Origin of the sequence: Pseudocitrobacter faecalis, from assembly GCF_965231525.1 — a bacterium.
Taxonomy (GTDB): domain Bacteria; phylum Pseudomonadota; class Gammaproteobacteria; order Enterobacterales; family Enterobacteriaceae; genus Pseudocitrobacter; species Pseudocitrobacter faecalis.
This window is the reverse complement of the sequence record NZ_CBDDNJ010000002.1, coordinates 3,563,524-3,580,475: the sequence shown is the minus strand read 5'-3', so window position 1 is coordinate 3,580,475 and position 16,952 is coordinate 3,563,524. Positions and strand designations below refer to the sequence as shown.

The window sequence follows — 16,952 nt, the reverse complement described above, 5'->3', positions numbered from 1 at the left end:
GCTACAGTATGCTTTTACCAGGGAGGTAAGTCGCTATGTTGGGTTGGGTAATCGCCTGTCATGACGATCGGGCAGAGGAATTGCTCGAACGTCTGGAGAAAAAATTTGGTTCGGTAGTCCAGTGCCGGGCGGTGAATTACTGGCGCGGAATGAGTTCCAATATGCTCAGCCGCATGATGTGCGACGCGTTACATCAGGCAGATTCCGGTGATGGTGTCATTTTTCTGACCGATAAAACCGGCGCAGCGCCTTATCGCGTTGCGGCTTTGATGAGCCATAAGCACGATCGTTGCGAAGTGATTTCGGGTATCGATTTTCCTTTACTCGCCCAGTACTATCCGCTGCGGGAAACGCTCAGCAGCGAGGATTTTCGTAATGCCATTGTTGATCGTGGCCCGGCGGGGGTCAGTAGCCTGTGGCATCAGCAACAAAAAAATCCGCCCTTCGTTCTGTTACATGACGCGTATAAATATTAACCGTATTCATTGATGTTGCTTTTGTTACAATAGCGGCAGTTTTTTGCTGCGGTTTTTATCCATGTTAATGCGCATTGTATTCATGCTGACGTTGCTGCTCTCCAACGGCGCGGCGGCAGCCCTGACGGCCCCGCAAGGGCTTCCTCCTCGTTATATGCAAACCACTGAAGATGCGGCAGTCTGGGCGCAGGTGGGCGATCGTGTTATCACGGTCGGCAATATTCGCGCAGGGCAAATCCTTGATGTGGTGCCTACGTCTGCGGAGTATTACGAATTTCGCTTCGGATTTGGCACCGGGTTTATCGATAAAGATCACCTTGAACCGGTACAGGGGCGACAGCGCGTTGAGGATGGACTGGGCGATTTACATCGGCCAACCAGTAACCAGAACCTGATAACCTGGAAAGATACACCGGTCTATAACGCGCCGGATGCTGGCAGCGCGCCGTTTGGTACGCTGGCGGAAAATCTGCGCTATCCTATTCTGAGCGCGCTAAAGGGGCGGCTGAATCAAACCTGGTATCAAATCCGCATTGGTAATCGGCTGGCCTACGTCAGTTCGCTGGATGCGCAGATGGATAACGGTATTCCGATGCTGACCTATCATCACATCCTGCGTGATGAAGAAAATACGCGCTTCCGTCACACCTCGACCACCACCTCGGTGCGCGCTTTCAGTAACCAGATGACCTGGTTGCGCGATCGGGGGTATGCCACCCTGAGCATGTATCAACTGGAAGGCTACGTGCGCAATAAAATGAACCTCCCGGCGCGGGCGGTGGTGATCACCTTTGATGATGGCCTGAAATCGGTCAGCCGTTATGCGTATCCGGTGCTGAAGCAGTACGGCTTCAAGGCAACGGCGTTTATTATCTCGTCGCGCATAAAAGCGCATCCGCAAAAGTGGGACCCGACATCACTGCAGTTTATGAGCATTTCAGAACTACGTGGTATTCAGGATGTATTTGATTTTCAGTCACATACCCACTTCCTGCATCGCGTCGATTATTCTCGTCATCCGATTCTACTGAGTCGCAGTTACCACAATATTCTGTTTGATTTTAAACGTTCACGTCGGGCACTGGCGCAGTTTAACCCGCATGTGCTCTATCTCTCTTACCCGTTTGGCGGCTATAACGCTGCGGCAGTGCAAGCGGCAAACGACGCGGGATTCCATCTGGCGGTCACGACGGTGAAAGGGAAGGTGAAGCCGGGGGACAATCCGTTCCTGTTGAAACGACTCTACATTTTAAGAACGGATTCACTGGAGACCATGTCGCGGCTGGTCAGCAACCAGCCGCAGGGGTAGAGGAATCAGGCAACCTGAACCGGAATGGCTTTTGCGGTGCGTTTCATCTCATTGTCGCCTTCAAAGTAAGCGACTTTCGGACGCCAGGTACGGGCTTCTTCATCTGGCATGGTGACGAAGCTTGCAATGATCACAATATCGCCCACTTCGGCGCAGTGTGCAGCCGCACCGTTCACCGAGATGATGCGAGAACCGCGCTCTGCCGCAATCGCGTAAGTGGAAAAGCGCTTACCATTAGTCACGTTCCAGATATCAATGGCTTCGTTTTCAAGAATACCGGCAGCGTCAAGGAAATCCTGGTCAATGGCGCAAGAACCTTCGTAGTGCAGGTCAGCCTGGGTCACTTTGACGCGATGGAGCTTACCTTGCAGCATAGTGCGAATCATAACTTCTACCTTTCTACCATAACGATAACAAAGCTGATGTGAATATCAGCTTCAGGAAATTCCTGGCAGTATTGCCCGATTTTGGTTGGGTGTCTACTCATCTGGTGTCGTTTCTTCGCACAGTTTGCGTACAGCTGCGAGAAACTGACGGTAACGAATGTATCTCTCTGATTTTTATCCCGAGTCGTCTCGAGGCGTTAACATTGCCTTGCTGACGTTGGGTTGCTGTTCCAGCGATACTGCGCGCACGGGATGAATGGCTAAGGCCGGGATAATGCAAAGAGTCGCCAACACGCCGCATGATGCGGTATTCAAACAGTTTTTGACGCACACCGATACGGCACGTGATTTTCTGGATATTCATTTGCCGCAGGACATTAAAGCGATTTGCGATCTCAGTACGCTCAAGCTGGAGTCCGGGAATTTTGTCGAAGAGAGTTTACAGGAGCAGTACTCTGACGTGCTTTACTCCGTATCGATGCAGGGGCATTCAGGCTATCTGCATATTCTGCTCGAACATCAAAGTACGCCGAGTAAGAAAATTGCCTTTCGGATGATGCGTTATGCCATTGCCGCCATGCAACGCCATCTTGAGGCGGGTTTTCAGCAGTTGCCGCTGGTGGTGCCTATCCTTTTCTATCAGGGGAAAACATCCCCTTATCCCTACTCAATGTGCTGGACGGATATGTTTGCCTCGCCGGAACTGGCTCGACGCCTTTATTGCGAGCCGTTCCCGCTGGTGGATGTCACCACCATTCCGGACGATGAAATTATGCAGCATCGCCGCGTGGCGATACTTGAACTGCTGCAAAAGCATATTCGCCAGCGCGATTTAATGAAAATGCTGGAGGATCTGGTCACCCTTTTAAGCGCGGAGTACACTAGCGAAAGTCAATTAATCACGCTGGTAAACTATATGCTATTGCGTGGTCATACTGACCAGCCGAAACTATTTTTCCGTGAACTGGGAAGGCGTTTGCCAAAGGAGAAGAAGATGGGAACTGTTGCTGAGTGGCTTGAAGAGCAGGGGATATTAAAGGGAATACAGCAAGGTATGCAACAGGGCGAAAGCAATGCCACGCAACGTGTTGCGGCACGCATGTTGAAAAGCGGCATGTCGCCAGAACTGGTTGCTGAGATGACTGACCTAACCCGCGAAGAAATCGATAAAATACCCGACTGGCGCTGACCGCTGTCAGCGCCAGTTTCGGTCAATCAGCCTAATTCGACAATTTTGTTGTCGATGAGGCGAGCCTGTCCGAGCCATGCGGCCATCAGGATCACCGCACGTTTGCTGCTGTCGGTCAGGTCGAGCAAAGTATCGGCATCGCGGATCTGAATGTCGTCGGCGCGGAAGCCTTTTTCATTCAGATCCTGCTCTGCGATGGCGATCATTTCCTGCTGATCGCGTTCACCGTTTTGCAGTTTTTCAGCCACGCTACTCAGCACTTTATATAAGCCTGGCGCGATCTTACGTTGATCCGCCGTCAGGTAACCGTTACGTGAGCTGAGCGCCAGGCCGTCTTTGGCGCGAATAATCGGCACGCCCACGATTTCAATATCGAAGCCCATATCGGCAACCATTTTGCGAATCAACGCCAGTTGCTGAAAATCTTTTTCGCCGAAGCAGGCGATATCCGGCTGAATCAGGTTAAAAAGCTTGCTGACGATAGTTGAAACGCCGCGGAAGTGCCCCGGTCGGCTGGCACCTTCGAGCATGGTTGAGAGACCCGGTACATCGACAAAAGTATGGTTCTCAGTGCCCTGCGGATAGATTTCCTGCACAGAAGGTGCGAAAACGAGATCGACTTTGCGCTTGTTCAGCTTCTCGCTGTCTTCCTGCAAGGTGCGCGGGTAGCGAGCCAGATCTTCCGGACGATCGAACTGCATCGGGTTAACGAAAATACTGACCACTACCACATCCGCACGTGATTTTGCTTCGTCGACCAGCTTCATGTGGCCATCGTGCAGGTTGCCCATGGTGGGCACCAGCGCCACGCGCTTGCCTTCCATACGCAGACGGCGGATATGCTGACGCAGCAGCGGCAGGGTTTCGATAATTAACACAACGTGACTCCTTAATGGAAACTGTGTTCTTCGCCCGGATAGACACCGGACTCCACTTCAGCCATATACTGCCGCACGGCAGCACGGATGTCGCCCGTTTCGGCGAGGAAATTTTTGGCGAATTTGGGGATATGGCCGCCGGTTATTCCGAATGCGTCGTGCATCACCAGAATTTGTCCATCGGTAACGTTACCTGCGCCAATACCGATAACCGGGATCGCCAGCGCTTCGGTAATGCGTTTCGCCAGCTCAACCGGCACACATTCCAGTACCAGCAGTTGCGCTCCCGCGGCTTCCAGGGCCAGCGCATCGCTCAGCAACCGATCGCCCGCATCGCCACGGCCCTGCACTTTATACCCGCCGAAAACGTTGACCGACTGCGGGGTTAAACCCAGATGACCACACACCGGTACGGCGCGCTCGGCCAGCATTTTGACCGTATCGGCAAGCCACGCGCCGCCTTCAATTTTGACCATGTTCGCGCCCGCGCGCATCACGATAGCCGAGTTTTCAAACGCGTGTTCCGGCGTGGCATAAGCCATAAACGGCAGATCGGCCAGCAGCAGGCAGTTTGGTGCACCGCGACGCACGGCGGCAGTGTGGTAGGCGATGTCTTCAACGGTTACGGGCAGCGTGGATTCGTGCCCCTGCACGGTCATGCCCAGCGAATCGCCGACCAACATCACGTTCAGCCCTTCATCAGCAAACAGTTTGGCGAAGCTGTAGTCGTAAGCGGTAATGGTGGCGAAGCGTTTTTTTTCTTGTTTGTATTTGTTCAGTAAGGAGATGGTGGTCGGTTTCATCATAACCCCTGTTAGCCATAAGTGTTATCGATAGGATTGGCGCATTGTAGGGGATGTGAGTGATGAGTGTTAGCCCTTTATGGTCAAAACCGGCAGGCTGACCTGCCGGTGGTTTCTCAGGGGTAGGTGATAGAGAACGTGGCGGTAGCTTTGAAGTCTCCCCCAACGATCTGTTGATTACCATCCTGCTTAAGTGTGGCGGTAAAGTTCATTACCTGACTCCCCGGTGTTCCGTCAGCGCCGGTGCCAATGATTCCGTTAGAGGCGTCGGCGGTATCGGCATAGGCTTTATAAACCGACGAGATATTATTAGGCTCAAGAATGGTTTCCGGGAAGTGTGAGTTAGTCGCCCCCTTAATTTCGACGCCAACCCCACGGGCATTATTCGTGGTGAGCGTGTTACCGAGCAGTGAAGGTGAAGTAGCAGGAGACGCCGTTGTCAACTTCACCTCAATATTGGTCACCCGATAGCAGTTTTGTAGATTAATGGAAAAGGGAACACTGTTTGCACCGTCAATAACCTCTTTGGGGCTATACTCGCCGAGGCTTACCGTATCCCCATTGGTAACGCTATTACCGCTAAGCGTGGCTGTTTGACAGGTTGGCGAACTTAACGTGATATTAGTAAGGTCGAATTTTTGAAAAATAGATTTTGAAAAAATTCCGTTCCCAGGCGAAAGGTTGGTCAGTTCATAGTGATAGGGGCCATTACTCAGAAGTTCAACGCTGCCAGTGGTGCCTGGATTGAACGTGTTGTCGTTATAAAACTCGATCTTAATGTCGCTGCCAAATCCACCGACGGAAACATAGGAGCCAACGGGAGCTTCACAAATTGTATGTTCTGGGATTAGCGCTAAAGATTGTTGTTCGCTATCCCCAACATAAATATCTACATCAGACGATACCTTCCAGGAGCTGACATTAGTCATATGCATTCTGAAATATAATCCAGTGATGTTGGTCTTAAATAATTTATGCCCTTCAGGCGCAGCAACAGGTGCGGGAACGAAATGGCTGGTGAGCGTAATGGGCGACATAGTGCCGCCCTGTGCGCAATACAGCACACCGGTTCCTCCTTTTTGAGAGGTATCAACTCTCCCCAAAGACAGTGTTATATTGCTCGATTGTAAATTGGCTGCCCTCGGGATCACAAGTTGGCTTGCACCACCGGAGGAAACGATATTGGTGGCATAGCCATCTCCAGTTGGGCCACCATTATCCGATGTTTTGTCACCATTCATATCCTTACTCCCGACGATAAGCGTATCGTTTGAGGCATTGGCACAATGGATATATCCCAATAACAGGATGAGTAAACCCCTTCGCCATTGTGTACTTCCTGAATGTTTTTTTATCTTATCCATTTTTTTCATCCTTGAGAAAACATCGATATAAAATATGCGGCGTTAATCATAATAGGCAGAGACAAAAACGCTGGTTTTAACGACGCCACTGCCAGCCGCTTGTGCGGGATCAACTTTTTGCATTCGTGCGTGAAAACGGTAGGTTGCATTGCTTAATTCGCCCGCACTGACGGGATAAATACTTTGAGAATGACCTTGTGCATCAAGGACGTTAAAAATATTTTGTGCATCCTGCGTTGATAAAATTACCACCCCGACGTTTTGTGCGCCGCTACTCTGTTGGTTAATAAAAACCTGCTGATTGGCGGGTGACAACGCTCCCGATACAGGTAAAAAATCAACCGTCAGATGGGATGGAGTTTTACCACTACTTTGTACACAGTTATTGACGGTGATACTGAAGGGGGCACCGCCTGAATAGAGTTGGTTCACATCAGTATTGCGCTCAAGGTCATTAAGAGTGACGGTTCCAAGGTTGATCTGACCGCCGTTACTGAATGAGATCTGACAACTGGTATTAATAATTGTGGCGGTCATATTTAAATCCGTTGTTGTCGCCACTGCGGTGAGCGAAAACAAGGATCCGGTGACAAGAGCGCAGAAATTAAGTTTCATCTTCAATTACTCATAAGTCACGGTGAAAACCGCGTGGGTGGAGAATTTGCCTGCGTTGACGTCCGCGAGCGTGCTGTTTGCGGCAATCACCATCCTGGCGCTTAACGGCCAGCGGGTAACATTCGCACCAGAGGCTTGTGACACATCGACGATAGTGGTTGGCGGTGTCTTGCAATGGAGTTGAAGAGCACCCGCCCCCTCAGGCTGATTCGTCGTCCATACTTCGGCAGACGCGCCGGTCGCCGCATCACTACCTGACAATGCGTTGCGATAGCCGCCTCCGGTGCTGGCGGAACCATCACAGCCGGTTTGCGGCGACAGCGTCACGCTGGCCTGATGCTTAACCAGCCCCTCACACTGAGAGAACACCAGACTGAAGCTTTTAGTTTTGCTTTTATTGGCCAGTTTATTGAGATACACATCACCCAGATCGATAGTCGTGGTGAGTTGATCTTGTGCATTATGTAATTCTGCAGTACAGGTACTTGCCGTGACGGTTGTCCTGGCGGTCAACGTCAATGAGTTTGGGCCAGCAAGGCTGCAACTTATATTGGTGGCGACAAACAAAAAAAATAGCGTAATTCGTTGATAAAACATGAACTATTTCCGTTAGTTATAATTAAAAACGAACGTGGCTTTGGCCTGAAAAGCCCCGGGACTGATATCGTTAGCCGCATTTAGCTGACGGATAATCCCGGTGAGTTCCATCCCTTGAGCGATTTCATCGGTTGTCCAGTCAACATAGGTGCTTCCATCAAGCGTGAAGCGCGAATTATCATCTTCGCCCCGGCGTTTAAAGCCGACGCCAATACCGCTCGCATCAGCCGAAGAAGCATTATCATTAATTAATAAGGTATTTGATTCCCCGCTACGGTTGCCGTTGATGGTCATCTTAATGCTCGAAATATCGTTATTGCAGTTGGTGGGCGTCACCTTAAAACTGGCCTCGGTAAGTGCGCTTTTCTGGGTGATATCTGCAACACCCATTGTCGGGAAATCGAGATAGTAATTACCGCTGGCAGCGTCGCCGCTGACCGCCGATCCGCTTAACGCGCTAACCCCCATTGCACAGGTTGTCTCTTTGACTGTGGCGGTGAAGTTCACCGTTAACTCCGTCGCCGATAAACATAAAGGTGCCTGTAGCGTTATCAACAACAGAGGCAGTCGTAAATTTACTTTCATGTGCTCTCCAGTCGTGTTAGTTCAATATGCAAGGCACGGCGTTCAACACGACGGTTTTACCTGCCATGGTCGGAGAAGACGGCACCTGGTAGTGAATACGACACTGTCGCTGACGGTTATTTTCCTGCCATGTCACAACCAACTCCCCTTGTTGTTCAATACCCCGGATGAAGGCCTGACTTCCCTGGCCTACGGAACCGAGCGAGAGCCCTTTACTGTCCGTAACATCGGCAGCAAACGGCACGGGCTTGTTATCGCTGCGTATCAGATTAAGGATGGCTGAACGACCGCTATCGGTATCAAAGTGACTGAAAACAACCGAGCCCTGCCGCGGGATAGCGACGGTACTGGTGCTTTTCAGCTCCACATCGTTATCCAGTTCCTCAACGTTGAGTGCGACGGTGTTCTCACGGTAAGGCGAGAGAGAGCTTGTAACTCCATAGCCAAAGCGATCGACCGTACTGTTGCCATAGTTAATGCTTGCGCCCTGTGCGCCTTCCGCATTGACCAGCGCCAGCGTGTCGGAGTCGGTAAAGCTGTCATTGGTAAAGGTCAGCCCATGCTGATGAAGAACAAAGCCGCCGTCAGTGCTTACGCCGTACTGGCGTGAGTGGTCGCTGCTGGCGGAGGCTGAACCTGATAATGTGCCCCATGGCGATTCGTAACTGACAAAGCTGCTAATGGTTTTGAGATCGTCGCTATCCTTCATGGTGCTATAGGCTGTGTTCACACTGTAGTTCCAGCGGTTGTCCTGGCTGTAACCAATTGCGCTGGCGTTATACTGCGAACTGCCCTTGAGATCGGTGTTAACGCTGGTGTTCAGCGTTCTGAACCCGCCTTGCTGGCTACTCCGACCCAGTAGCTTATCGAGCGGTATAGATAAACTCAGATAGACCGAATCGTCTTTATTGTTATCTTCATCGTAGGTGCGCTGCAGGCTGATGCTGTAGCTTGCCCAGCTAAAGGCGTTGCTATAGCCCAGTGCAAAGCTGCTTTGGGATTCACCGGTTACCCAATAGTCCGTCCAGGTACCGTTCAGATAAAACGATCCATAATCGCGATCGCCATTTTTGAGTGACTGGTTAAGGCTGACGCTAAACTGGTTTTTCATTCGGCCATAGCTACCGGGCCCCTGATAATCGCTGTCATAAGGATGGTTGGCCGAGTCGATAAGCGTGAGGGCATCATTAAGACCCAGATAGTTTTCGGTCGAGTAGCGATACGCCGCGATATTGAGCGAGGTTTCCGTTGGCGCGAAATATTTGTTCCACGAAATACGGTAGCTCTGGCCTTTATAGGTTTTGTCCTCCGGAATTTCGGTATGCGACTGGGTCACATCGAAAGAGAATGCCCCGATAGAGGTGTTCATACCCACACCCAGCAACCCAGCCCAATAACCGTTATCCGTCGCCTGCAAACCGGTATATCCGGTAAAGGTGTTCGTCAGGCCGTAGTAGTAAGTTCCCTGGATAAGATTAGGCTTATCTCTGAGATCATCTTTGTTGACCTCACCGGCGCTAAAGTCCCATTTCCCCACGCCAGGGCGCATCATTTGCATGACAGATGAGTAGGCCTGAGAAAAGGTTTTTTTCGACCCATCTGATTCGGTGATAGTGACTTCAAGATCGGCGCCGTAGCCGGCAGGCGTCAGGTCATCAATGGCAAATGGCCCCGGCGGAACGGTGGTTTCGTAAATCTTATAACCGTTCTGAGTGATGGTGACTTTGGCGTTGGAGTTCGCCACGCCGCGGATAACCGGTGCATAAGACGCGAGTGTCGGCGGCAACATTCGGCTTTCGCTGTATAAACGCACGCCGCGAATGCCGACAGAGTCAAAGGTTTCACCGGTAGTGTTGGTTTCACCCATCACTAACTGCGAGCGCAGTTTAGGAATATCGCGCTGCAGGTATTTATCTTGAAACTCGAAGCTGCCGCCTTTGTCTTTGTCCCAGGAATAGTTGCCGTGGGAGCGGAAGTGCCAGCCCCACAGGTTGATCCCGCCCATCAGGCCCGCGTAGCTGCTTTCTGTGGTTTGCCCGGTTGTTTCGCTTCGCCAGCCGTTCACCGTATAAGAGAGCATCGCCGCATTGATGCCTTCATCCCAAAGGGAAGGATCGACATAGTTGGCATAGGTTTTTTGCAGCCAGATTTGCGGAACGGCGATATCGAGCCGCTGATCGTTACTGTTGTAGGCCACGCTGGACTGAGGAATTGCCACGGCCAGGTTGAGGCAACTCTGTGCCGCCTGTTCACGTTTCTGAAAGATTGCGTTGTCCGCCAGATTATCAGGCACCCGGATGTGGAGTTGCAGTAAAGTATTTGGCGTTATACAGGCCTGGGCGCTTTTGCCTTTTTCGGTTTCGATAAAGTCCAGTTTCAGGCTGCTGGTGGCCTGTTCGTTAATGTAGACGCTGACATCATAGCGGCCAGGCAGCGCGGGGTTACCTTCACTGTAACGTGCAACATTGATGTTTCTCGCACCGGCACCCATCAAAAAAGTGTTGTCAAACTCAACAGTTTCTTCCGCTGCCAGGGCATTCTGCGCGCACGACATCAGCCCAGAGGCAATCAGACAGGCGAGGGGTGACAGACGAAGCTTTCTGTCGTTGGATGACCGTTTCATTTCCGCAATCCCTGCTTGGTTTTCTCTAAAGATCAAAGTTTGGTTTTACCATCAATCGCGCCGCCAAAATCATTGATGGCGGAGTACTCGACAACGGCATTCGACGGTGGGGTTGTAAGCCCTTTAACGGCCATTTCAGCACTGCTTTTGGGGGCGACCATGCTGGATTCAACCAGGTATTTTTTGCCGTTAACTGACACATTGACGCCGCTAAACGAAACATAAAATGGTGTGGGGTTGGTTGCTGATAGCAGCACTTTTCCAGCCGCGGAGTGCAAACGCCAGGTGAGCTGTTTTACCGCCTCAGGTGCGTTTCCACTTAGGCCCTCCGGGCGATAAAACAGTTTGATTCGCGTGCGAAAAGCGAGTTGAAGAATGTTTTTATCTTTCGCTTCGGCATCGCTCACTTTTGGCGGCACTTCCAGCGCATTAAACCAGAACACACTCTCCCGATCGGTGGGTAATGTTTGTGAGTTATTCCAGGCGATTTTTACCGTCTGGCCACGTTTGGCATCCACCCGGGAAACCGGTGGCGTGACGGTGAAAGGCACGGCGATGGTACTGGGATCGGCATTTTCGCTGCCTGTATCGATCCACGTTTGGACTAATAACGGACGTGAGCCTTTATTTTCCATGCGTAACGTCACGTCTTTTTGCGCGGCATTATAAATAATGCGGGTGCCTGAGAGCACAATGTCGGCGTGTGCGGATAAACTCGCCCCTGTCATAAGCAGAGCCAGGGTAAATTGACGCATCCTTGTCATAATGATGTCCTTTTATAATTGTGGCGTGCAGTAGAGCACCAGTGCACGCCAAAAACGTTTTACTGATAGGTAACGGTGTAAGCTGCGTTGGTTTTAACAAAACCGGCCGTCACAGCGGTCGCGCTATCTTCTTTTACGTAAGATGCTTTGAAGTTGTAAGTCGCTTTTTTGTTATCAAAGGCTTTAACTTTTACATCCGTAGAGTCGTTAATTTTTACCTGTTCAACGGTAGAGGCGTCTTTTAAATAATGAACCGCTACTGCAACACCGGTTGCCGCCTGGTTAACGGTGTGATCGTTATTCAGCGTTCCCTGGCTATTGCTGAAGAAAACGGAGCCCATACTTAAGTTCGCACTACCTGTAACGGTTGCTTTTGAGCAGTCGACGGTGATTGAGAAAGCTTCAGGTTTTGCACCCACAGCGCTGGCGCTTACGACGCCCGCGTTGGTCACTTCCGCGGTGGTTGCCGTTTGCAGGGTAATCTGACCATCCTGCGCGCCGCCATCAACGTGCAGGTCGCAGGTGTTGTCACTGACCAAACCGGCAAAGTCCAACTGACCGCCATCCAGCGCAAAAGCGGAACTGGTAAACAAGACTAATGCCGCAGCAATAGCACTTTTCTTTAACATGATAATGTCCTTATAAATAAATGAAGGTGAAAAACGTCACCTGAATTAATTATAAAAAAGATATTTTTTGATTAAAAATAAATGAGGTGAATTATAGGAGGGTTCCTTATTTATATATTCAAGTTGTGTATGCTTTATTTTCTTTTTTAGATTTTTTTTGGAAGTTTTAAGATGTTTCAGAAAGGGGGGCGCTGGTCGCGCCGGGTAGGTGATGGGGGGAAGTGGAGGTGAAAAGCAGCCTGGGTAGGCTATTTAAGCTATTAACCAAATGAGGTATATAATTTTTCTATTGGTTTTCATTTGTTGTTAAGCTTTCTTATATTATTTATGCAAAAGATGGTTGTGCATCTCTTTTAATAAAATTAAAAGCAGAAATAAGTATAATTCAAGGGTAAGGGCTGGTTTAAAATGATTCTCATGCAAGAATAACGAATTGAGGAAATGAATATCTTTAATGAGCGCTTTCTGCCTTTCACATCTTCATGACCATTGCGCCGGGCAACAGGTTTGCAAAGCGGTCAATCTGTCTCGTAATGTTTCACCGTCCGGAAACGCCAGTTCCGGCGCAATCTCAAACAGCGGCCACAGCATAAATCCACGATTTTTCATATCGTAGTGCGGAACTGTCAGACGCTCGGTGTGAATCACTGCATCGCCAAACAGCATGATATCGAGATCGAGTGTGCGTGGCCCCCAGCGTTCCGCTTTACGGACGCGGCCCTGCTGCAGTTCAATACGTTGAGTATGGTCGAGAAGCTCTTCAGGAGTAAGCGTGGTTTCCAGCGCCACAGCGGCGTTGAGGTAGTCTGGCTGATCCTGCGGCCCCAGCGGCGGGGTACGGTAAAAAGAGGAGAGCGCGACAATCCGGCTTTGTGGGATTTCACCCAGCGCCTGAATTGCCGCATTGACCTGCTCCAGCGGAGAGGCCAGATTGCTGCCGATTGCGATATACGCAAGGGTCATGCGTTGTTGCTCTCGCGACGCGGCGCGCGTTTACGCGGGCGACGGTGGCGACGGCGGGTATCCGGCTCGTCACCCAGATTGGTGAGCATATCTTTCTGTGCCGGCGGCGCGGCCACCTGAAACTCGCCCCACCATTGGGTAAGACGTTGCAGCTCGGTGTTGCGTTCCGCTTCGGCGCGCAGCGCCAGCAGATCGTAGGCAGCACGGAATTTTGGATGCTCCATTAACTTCCACGCGCGTTTGCCCTGACGGCGAGACATGCGCAGTTGTAGTTGCCAGATATCGCGAATCAGCGAGGTAATGCGTTTTGGAATGGCAAGCGATCGGCAGGCTTCATCCAGCACGTCGTTCATCGCCAGTGCGAAAGCATCATGATACGTCAGGCCGCTTTCCTGGGTAATTTTCTGCGCCATCTCCAGCAGTGGATACCAGAACATTGCCGCGAACAGGAATGCCGGGTTCACGCGCATATCGTTACGAATGCGGTTATCGGTGTTTTTAAAGACCTGGCTGATAATCCGTTCCATCGCGCTGTCGCCTTCTTCGGTGAAGTAGCGAGTGATGGTCGGGAAAAGCGGCTGGAACAGGTTGTATTCGCGCAGCAGCTTATAGGTATCGTAACCGTAGCCTGCCTGCAGCAGTTTCAGCGACTCTTCAAACAGGCGCGCTGGCGGGACGTCGTTGATCAGTGTCGCCAGACGAGGAATAGGTTCTGCGGTCTCTTCGCTGATGCGCATGCTCAATTTGGCGGCGAAACGCACGGCGCGCAGCATTCGCACCGGATCTTCGCGATAACGCGTTTCCGGGTCGCCAATCAGACGAATTACGCCTTCTTCGAGGTCCTGCATGCCGCCGACGTAATCACGCACGGTGAAATCGGCCACGCTGTAATACAGGCTGTTAATGGTGAAGTCACGGCGCTGGGCATCTTCTTCGATAGAGCCGAAGATATTATCGCGCAGCAGCATGCCGTTTTGCCCGCGCTGAGAGGTGGTTCGGTCAGATTGCGCCTCTTCGTGGTGCCCGCGGAAGGTGGCAACTTCTATAATTTCCGGGCCAAACATGACGTGGGCCAGACGGAAGCGACGACCGACCAGACGGCAGTTGCGGAACAGTTTGCGCACTTGTTCCGGCGTCGCGCTGGTGGTGACATCGAAATCTTTTGGTTTTTTGCCCAGCAGCAGGTCGCGAACGCCGCCGCCAACCAGGTAGGCTTCATAACCTGCCTTATTCAGACGATAGAGAACCTTCAGGGCGTTTTCGCTGATATCTTTGCGGGAAATAGCGTGCTGCTCGCGCGGAATGACCGTCATTTGAGGACGGGCGACGGCATTGGCTGCCTCGCTTTCCTCACGGCTTAGCACCTTGCGGCAAAAATTAGCGACTCGGGTAAAAATGGTACACCTCGGTAGTGTCAGTCTTATGGACTAAAAAAATAGCGGCTAATCATAGCTCAGCATCATGCATTTGAGAATGGCGGATTTACAATCGCCCTTCCGGCACGGTGTCAAGCGTCCAGTTATCTACAGCATTTTTCAGTAATTCGGCAAGCGTAAGATCCTGCCACGGTATCACAACGTCCTGCCCTAAAAAGCGTAGCGCCTGGGTTAATACGGGGCGAGGATCGCCTTGTGGCAAGGCAGGCGCATGATTTTGCTTGGAAAGTTTAGCGCCTTCTGCGTTGAGCGCCAGCGGAAGATGAATATAGCCGGGCTCGGGCCAGGCAAAATGACGATAGAGAGAAATCTGGCGCACCGTCGGTTCGATTAAGTCTGCGCCGCGGACAATTTCCGTTACGCCCTGGAAGTGGTCGTCGACCACGACAGCGAGATTATAGGCAAACAGACCATCACGGCGATGAATAATGAAATCTTCCTTTGCCAGACGCGGATCGGCGTGAATGATACCGCGCAGATTATCGTGGAATGCCAACACGGGCTCATTCTGACGAATACGCAGCGCGGCGTTTGCCGCACCAGGGGATAAATCCCGGCAGTGTCCATCATACATGCCGCCAATACTCTGAATGCGCGCGCGGGTGCAGGTGCAGTAATAGCTGAGCCCTTGCTGATGCAGCCAGGCCAGCGCCTCGCGATAAGCGTCATGACGTTGCGATTGCCACAGCACGTCACCATCCCACTCCAGTCCATAATGTTCCAGCTGGCGCAAAATTGTGGTTGCGGCACCGGGAACTTCACGAGGAGGGTCGATATCTTCAATGCGAACCAGCCAGCGACCCTGCAGAGCGCGAGCCTGGAGATAGCTGCCGAGTGCGGCGACCAGCGAACCAAAATGCAGCTCACCAGAGGGGGAGGGGGCAAATCGCCCGATGTAAGGTTGTGATGACATGATTGACTGATTATAGAAACGGCAAGGCGGGAATCGCTCCCGCCTTGAGAATAGTAATGATCATTGGCGCTTGATTAGCCAGCCATCTGTTTTTCGCGGATTTCCGCCAGCGTCTTGCAATCAATGCACAGATCGGCAGTTGGACGCGCTTCCAGACGACGGATGCCAATTTCGACACCGCACGATTCGCAGAAGCCAAAATCTTCGTCTTCTACTTTCTTCAGCGTTTTCTCGATCTTTTTAATCAGCTTACGCTCGCGATCGCGGTTACGCAGTTCGAGGCTGAACTCTTCTTCCTGGGCTGCACGGTCTACCGGATCCGGGAAGTTGGCCGCTTCATCCTGCATGTGTGTAACGGTGCGATCGACTTCATCCCGAAGTTGATTACGCCATGCTTCCAGAATACGACGGAAGTGTGCCAGCTGGGCTTCGTTCATATACTCTTCGCCCGGCTTCTCCTGGTACGGCTCCACCCCAGCGATGGCGAGAATACTCAGGGACGATGTTTTACGGTTTTGCCCTTCTTGCATGTTGCTTCTCCTTAACACGCACTATCGATCCCCGTGTTCGGGGGAAAAATCAGGCCGCTATAAATAGCAGATGCGATTCCGTATGGCAATTATCTAAACGTAACACTTGACAATGCTGTGAGGAAAAGCGTATTTGCGACGCAGCCCGAACACTAAATATCCAGATCACACCCGTGGTAACGTGACGGGCAACGGTGATCTCAGAGTGATGTTATTGGCAGAAAGTTCCGCTTTATAAGCCAGAATCTCCACCCCCCGTTTATGTGCTTCCGCTAATAATTGTGCGTATTGAGCATCAATATGGTGTGCAGGTGCGAAATATTCAATGGCTGAGTGTAAAACAGTGAACAATAACACCGCCCGATCGCCCGCTGCGACAACGCCCATCAGCTCGCGTAAATGCTTCTGCCCGCGCAAGGTCACTGCATCCGGGAAGTAACCGTACTCCTTTTCCGCCAGCGTGACCGATTTCACTTCAATATAGCATCGCGGGCGATCATCTGCCTGTAACATAAGGTCAATTCTGCTGCCCTCTGCACCATATTTCACTTCACTTTTCAGCGAACTATAGCCTGTAAGGGCTGGGATCGTTTCAGAGAGTATCGCCTCTTTGGCAAGCTGATTAGCGCGTTGGGTGTTCACACAAATGAATGCACCGTTTTGGGTTTGCGTAATTTCCCAAGTGTGCGGATATTTGCGTTTAGTATTTTCTGATGTGGAATACCACACGGTATCGCCAGGCGTAGCACAACCGGTCATCGCACCGGTATTTGGGCAATGAAGGGTGAGGGTTTCACCTTCCGGCGTGACCACATCGGCGAGGAACCGTTTATAGCGTTGAATCAGCGTGGCATGCTGGAGAGCGGGCGTAAAATCCATAAGGCGTCCTTGA

17 protein-coding genes and 1 pseudogene are annotated in these 16,952 nt (G+C 51.4%); 3 read left to right on the top strand and 15 right to left on the bottom strand.

Going from position 1 to position 16,952, the window contains the following annotated elements; genetic code table 11:
- Window positions 1–35: 35 nt before the first annotated feature.
- On the top strand, window positions 36–476 hold the full coding sequence (locus ACOXYR_RS17515) for a PTS sugar transporter subunit IIA (protein ID WP_108477002.1): 441 nt from the start codon (window positions 36–38) through the stop codon (window positions 474–476).
- 61 nt (window positions 477–537) lie between these two features.
- Entirely contained in the window at window positions 538–1,785 is a 1,248-nt protein-coding gene (locus ACOXYR_RS17510; protein ID WP_421355806.1) for a polysaccharide deacetylase family protein, read from the top strand.
- Window positions 1,786–1,790: 5 nt separating this feature from the next.
- Here the strand turns inward: ACOXYR_RS17510 and panD are convergent, their stop codons facing one another.
- Window positions 1,791–2,171, bottom strand: a complete 381-nt coding sequence (gene panD / locus ACOXYR_RS17505; RefSeq protein WP_015965876.1) for an aspartate 1-decarboxylase — start codon at window positions 2,169–2,171, stop codon at window positions 1,791–1,793.
- A 271-nt stretch (window positions 2,172–2,442) separates the two neighbouring features.
- Here panD and ACOXYR_RS17500 point away from each other — a divergent pair, with 271 nt between their 5' ends.
- Window positions 2,443–3,360: an Rpn family recombination-promoting nuclease/putative transposase gene (locus ACOXYR_RS17500; protein ID WP_375876926.1), complete on the top strand. Its 918-nt coding sequence runs from the start codon at window positions 2,443–2,445 to the stop codon at window positions 3,358–3,360.
- A gap of 26 nt (window positions 3,361–3,386) precedes the next feature.
- On the opposite strand, the gene panC is transcribed toward ACOXYR_RS17500, so the two are convergent.
- The 14 genes and pseudogenes from panC to sfsA all read right to left on the bottom strand — a co-directional run bounded on the left by panC (window position 3,387) and on the right by sfsA (window position 16,939).
- Window positions 3,387–4,238: a pantoate--beta-alanine ligase gene (panC, locus tag ACOXYR_RS17495; RefSeq protein ID WP_421355807.1), complete on the bottom strand. Its 852-nt coding sequence runs from the start codon at window positions 4,236–4,238 to the stop codon at window positions 3,387–3,389.
- A gap of 11 nt (window positions 4,239–4,249) precedes the next feature.
- A complete protein-coding gene (gene panB / locus ACOXYR_RS17490) occupies window positions 4,250–5,041 on the bottom strand; it encodes a 3-methyl-2-oxobutanoate hydroxymethyltransferase (protein ID WP_108476998.1) in 792 nt (263 codons plus the stop codon).
- A gap of 116 nt (window positions 5,042–5,157) precedes the next feature.
- Window positions 5,158–6,405 carry a fimbrial protein gene (locus ACOXYR_RS17485; protein WP_421355808.1) on the bottom strand — a complete coding sequence of 416 codons (1,248 nt, stop codon included), beginning with the start codon at window positions 6,403–6,405 and terminating at the stop codon, window positions 5,158–5,160.
- A gap of 42 nt (window positions 6,406–6,447) precedes the next feature.
- Complete coding sequence (locus ACOXYR_RS17480; RefSeq protein WP_189623650.1) at window positions 6,448–7,020, bottom strand: fimbrial-like protein; 573 nt, start codon at window positions 7,018–7,020, stop codon at window positions 6,448–6,450.
- 6 nt (window positions 7,021–7,026) lie between these two features.
- Window positions 7,027–7,617, bottom strand: coding sequence for a fimbrial protein (locus tag ACOXYR_RS17475; RefSeq protein ID WP_421355809.1), 591 nt, complete (start codon window positions 7,615–7,617; stop codon window positions 7,027–7,029).
- Window positions 7,618–7,629: 12 nt separating this feature from the next.
- Window positions 7,630–8,202: a fimbrial protein gene (locus ACOXYR_RS17470; protein WP_108476994.1), complete on the bottom strand. Its 573-nt coding sequence runs from the start codon at window positions 8,200–8,202 to the stop codon at window positions 7,630–7,632.
- 16 nt (window positions 8,203–8,218) lie between these two features.
- Entirely contained in the window at window positions 8,219–10,825 is a 2,607-nt protein-coding gene (locus tag ACOXYR_RS17465) for an outer membrane usher protein (RefSeq protein WP_421355810.1), read from the bottom strand.
- Window positions 10,826–10,857: 32 nt separating this feature from the next.
- Complete coding sequence (locus ACOXYR_RS17460) at window positions 10,858–11,589, bottom strand: fimbrial chaperone (RefSeq protein WP_113859195.1); 732 nt, start codon at window positions 11,587–11,589, stop codon at window positions 10,858–10,860.
- A gap of 59 nt (window positions 11,590–11,648) precedes the next feature.
- Window positions 11,649–12,218: a fimbrial protein gene (locus ACOXYR_RS17455; protein ID WP_350435573.1), complete on the bottom strand. Its 570-nt coding sequence runs from the start codon at window positions 12,216–12,218 to the stop codon at window positions 11,649–11,651.
- Between the two features lie 480 nt (window positions 12,219–12,698).
- Window positions 12,699–13,181 carry a 2-amino-4-hydroxy-6-hydroxymethyldihydropteridine diphosphokinase gene (folK, locus tag ACOXYR_RS17450; RefSeq protein ID WP_113859194.1) on the bottom strand — a complete coding sequence of 161 codons (483 nt, stop codon included), beginning with the start codon at window positions 13,179–13,181 and terminating at the stop codon, window positions 12,699–12,701.
- On the bottom strand, window positions 13,178–14,578 hold the full coding sequence (gene pcnB / locus ACOXYR_RS17445; protein WP_229837691.1) for a polynucleotide adenylyltransferase PcnB: 1,401 nt from the start codon (window positions 14,576–14,578) through the stop codon (window positions 13,178–13,180). Before pcnB ends, folK begins: the two co-directional genes overlap by 4 nt.
- A 62-nt stretch (window positions 14,579–14,640) precedes the next feature.
- Window positions 14,641–15,530: pseudogene (gene gluQRS, locus ACOXYR_RS17440) on the bottom strand (tRNA glutamyl-Q(34) synthetase GluQRS).
- 74 nt (window positions 15,531–15,604) lie between these two features.
- Window positions 15,605–16,060: an RNA polymerase-binding protein DksA gene (gene dksA / locus ACOXYR_RS17435; RefSeq protein ID WP_002463986.1), complete on the bottom strand. Its 456-nt coding sequence runs from the start codon at window positions 16,058–16,060 to the stop codon at window positions 15,605–15,607.
- A 165-nt stretch (window positions 16,061–16,225) separates the two neighbouring features.
- Entirely contained in the window at window positions 16,226–16,939 is a 714-nt protein-coding gene (gene sfsA / locus ACOXYR_RS17430; protein ID WP_108476987.1) for a DNA/RNA nuclease SfsA, read from the bottom strand.
- Between the last annotated feature and the right edge of the window lie 13 nt (window positions 16,940–16,952).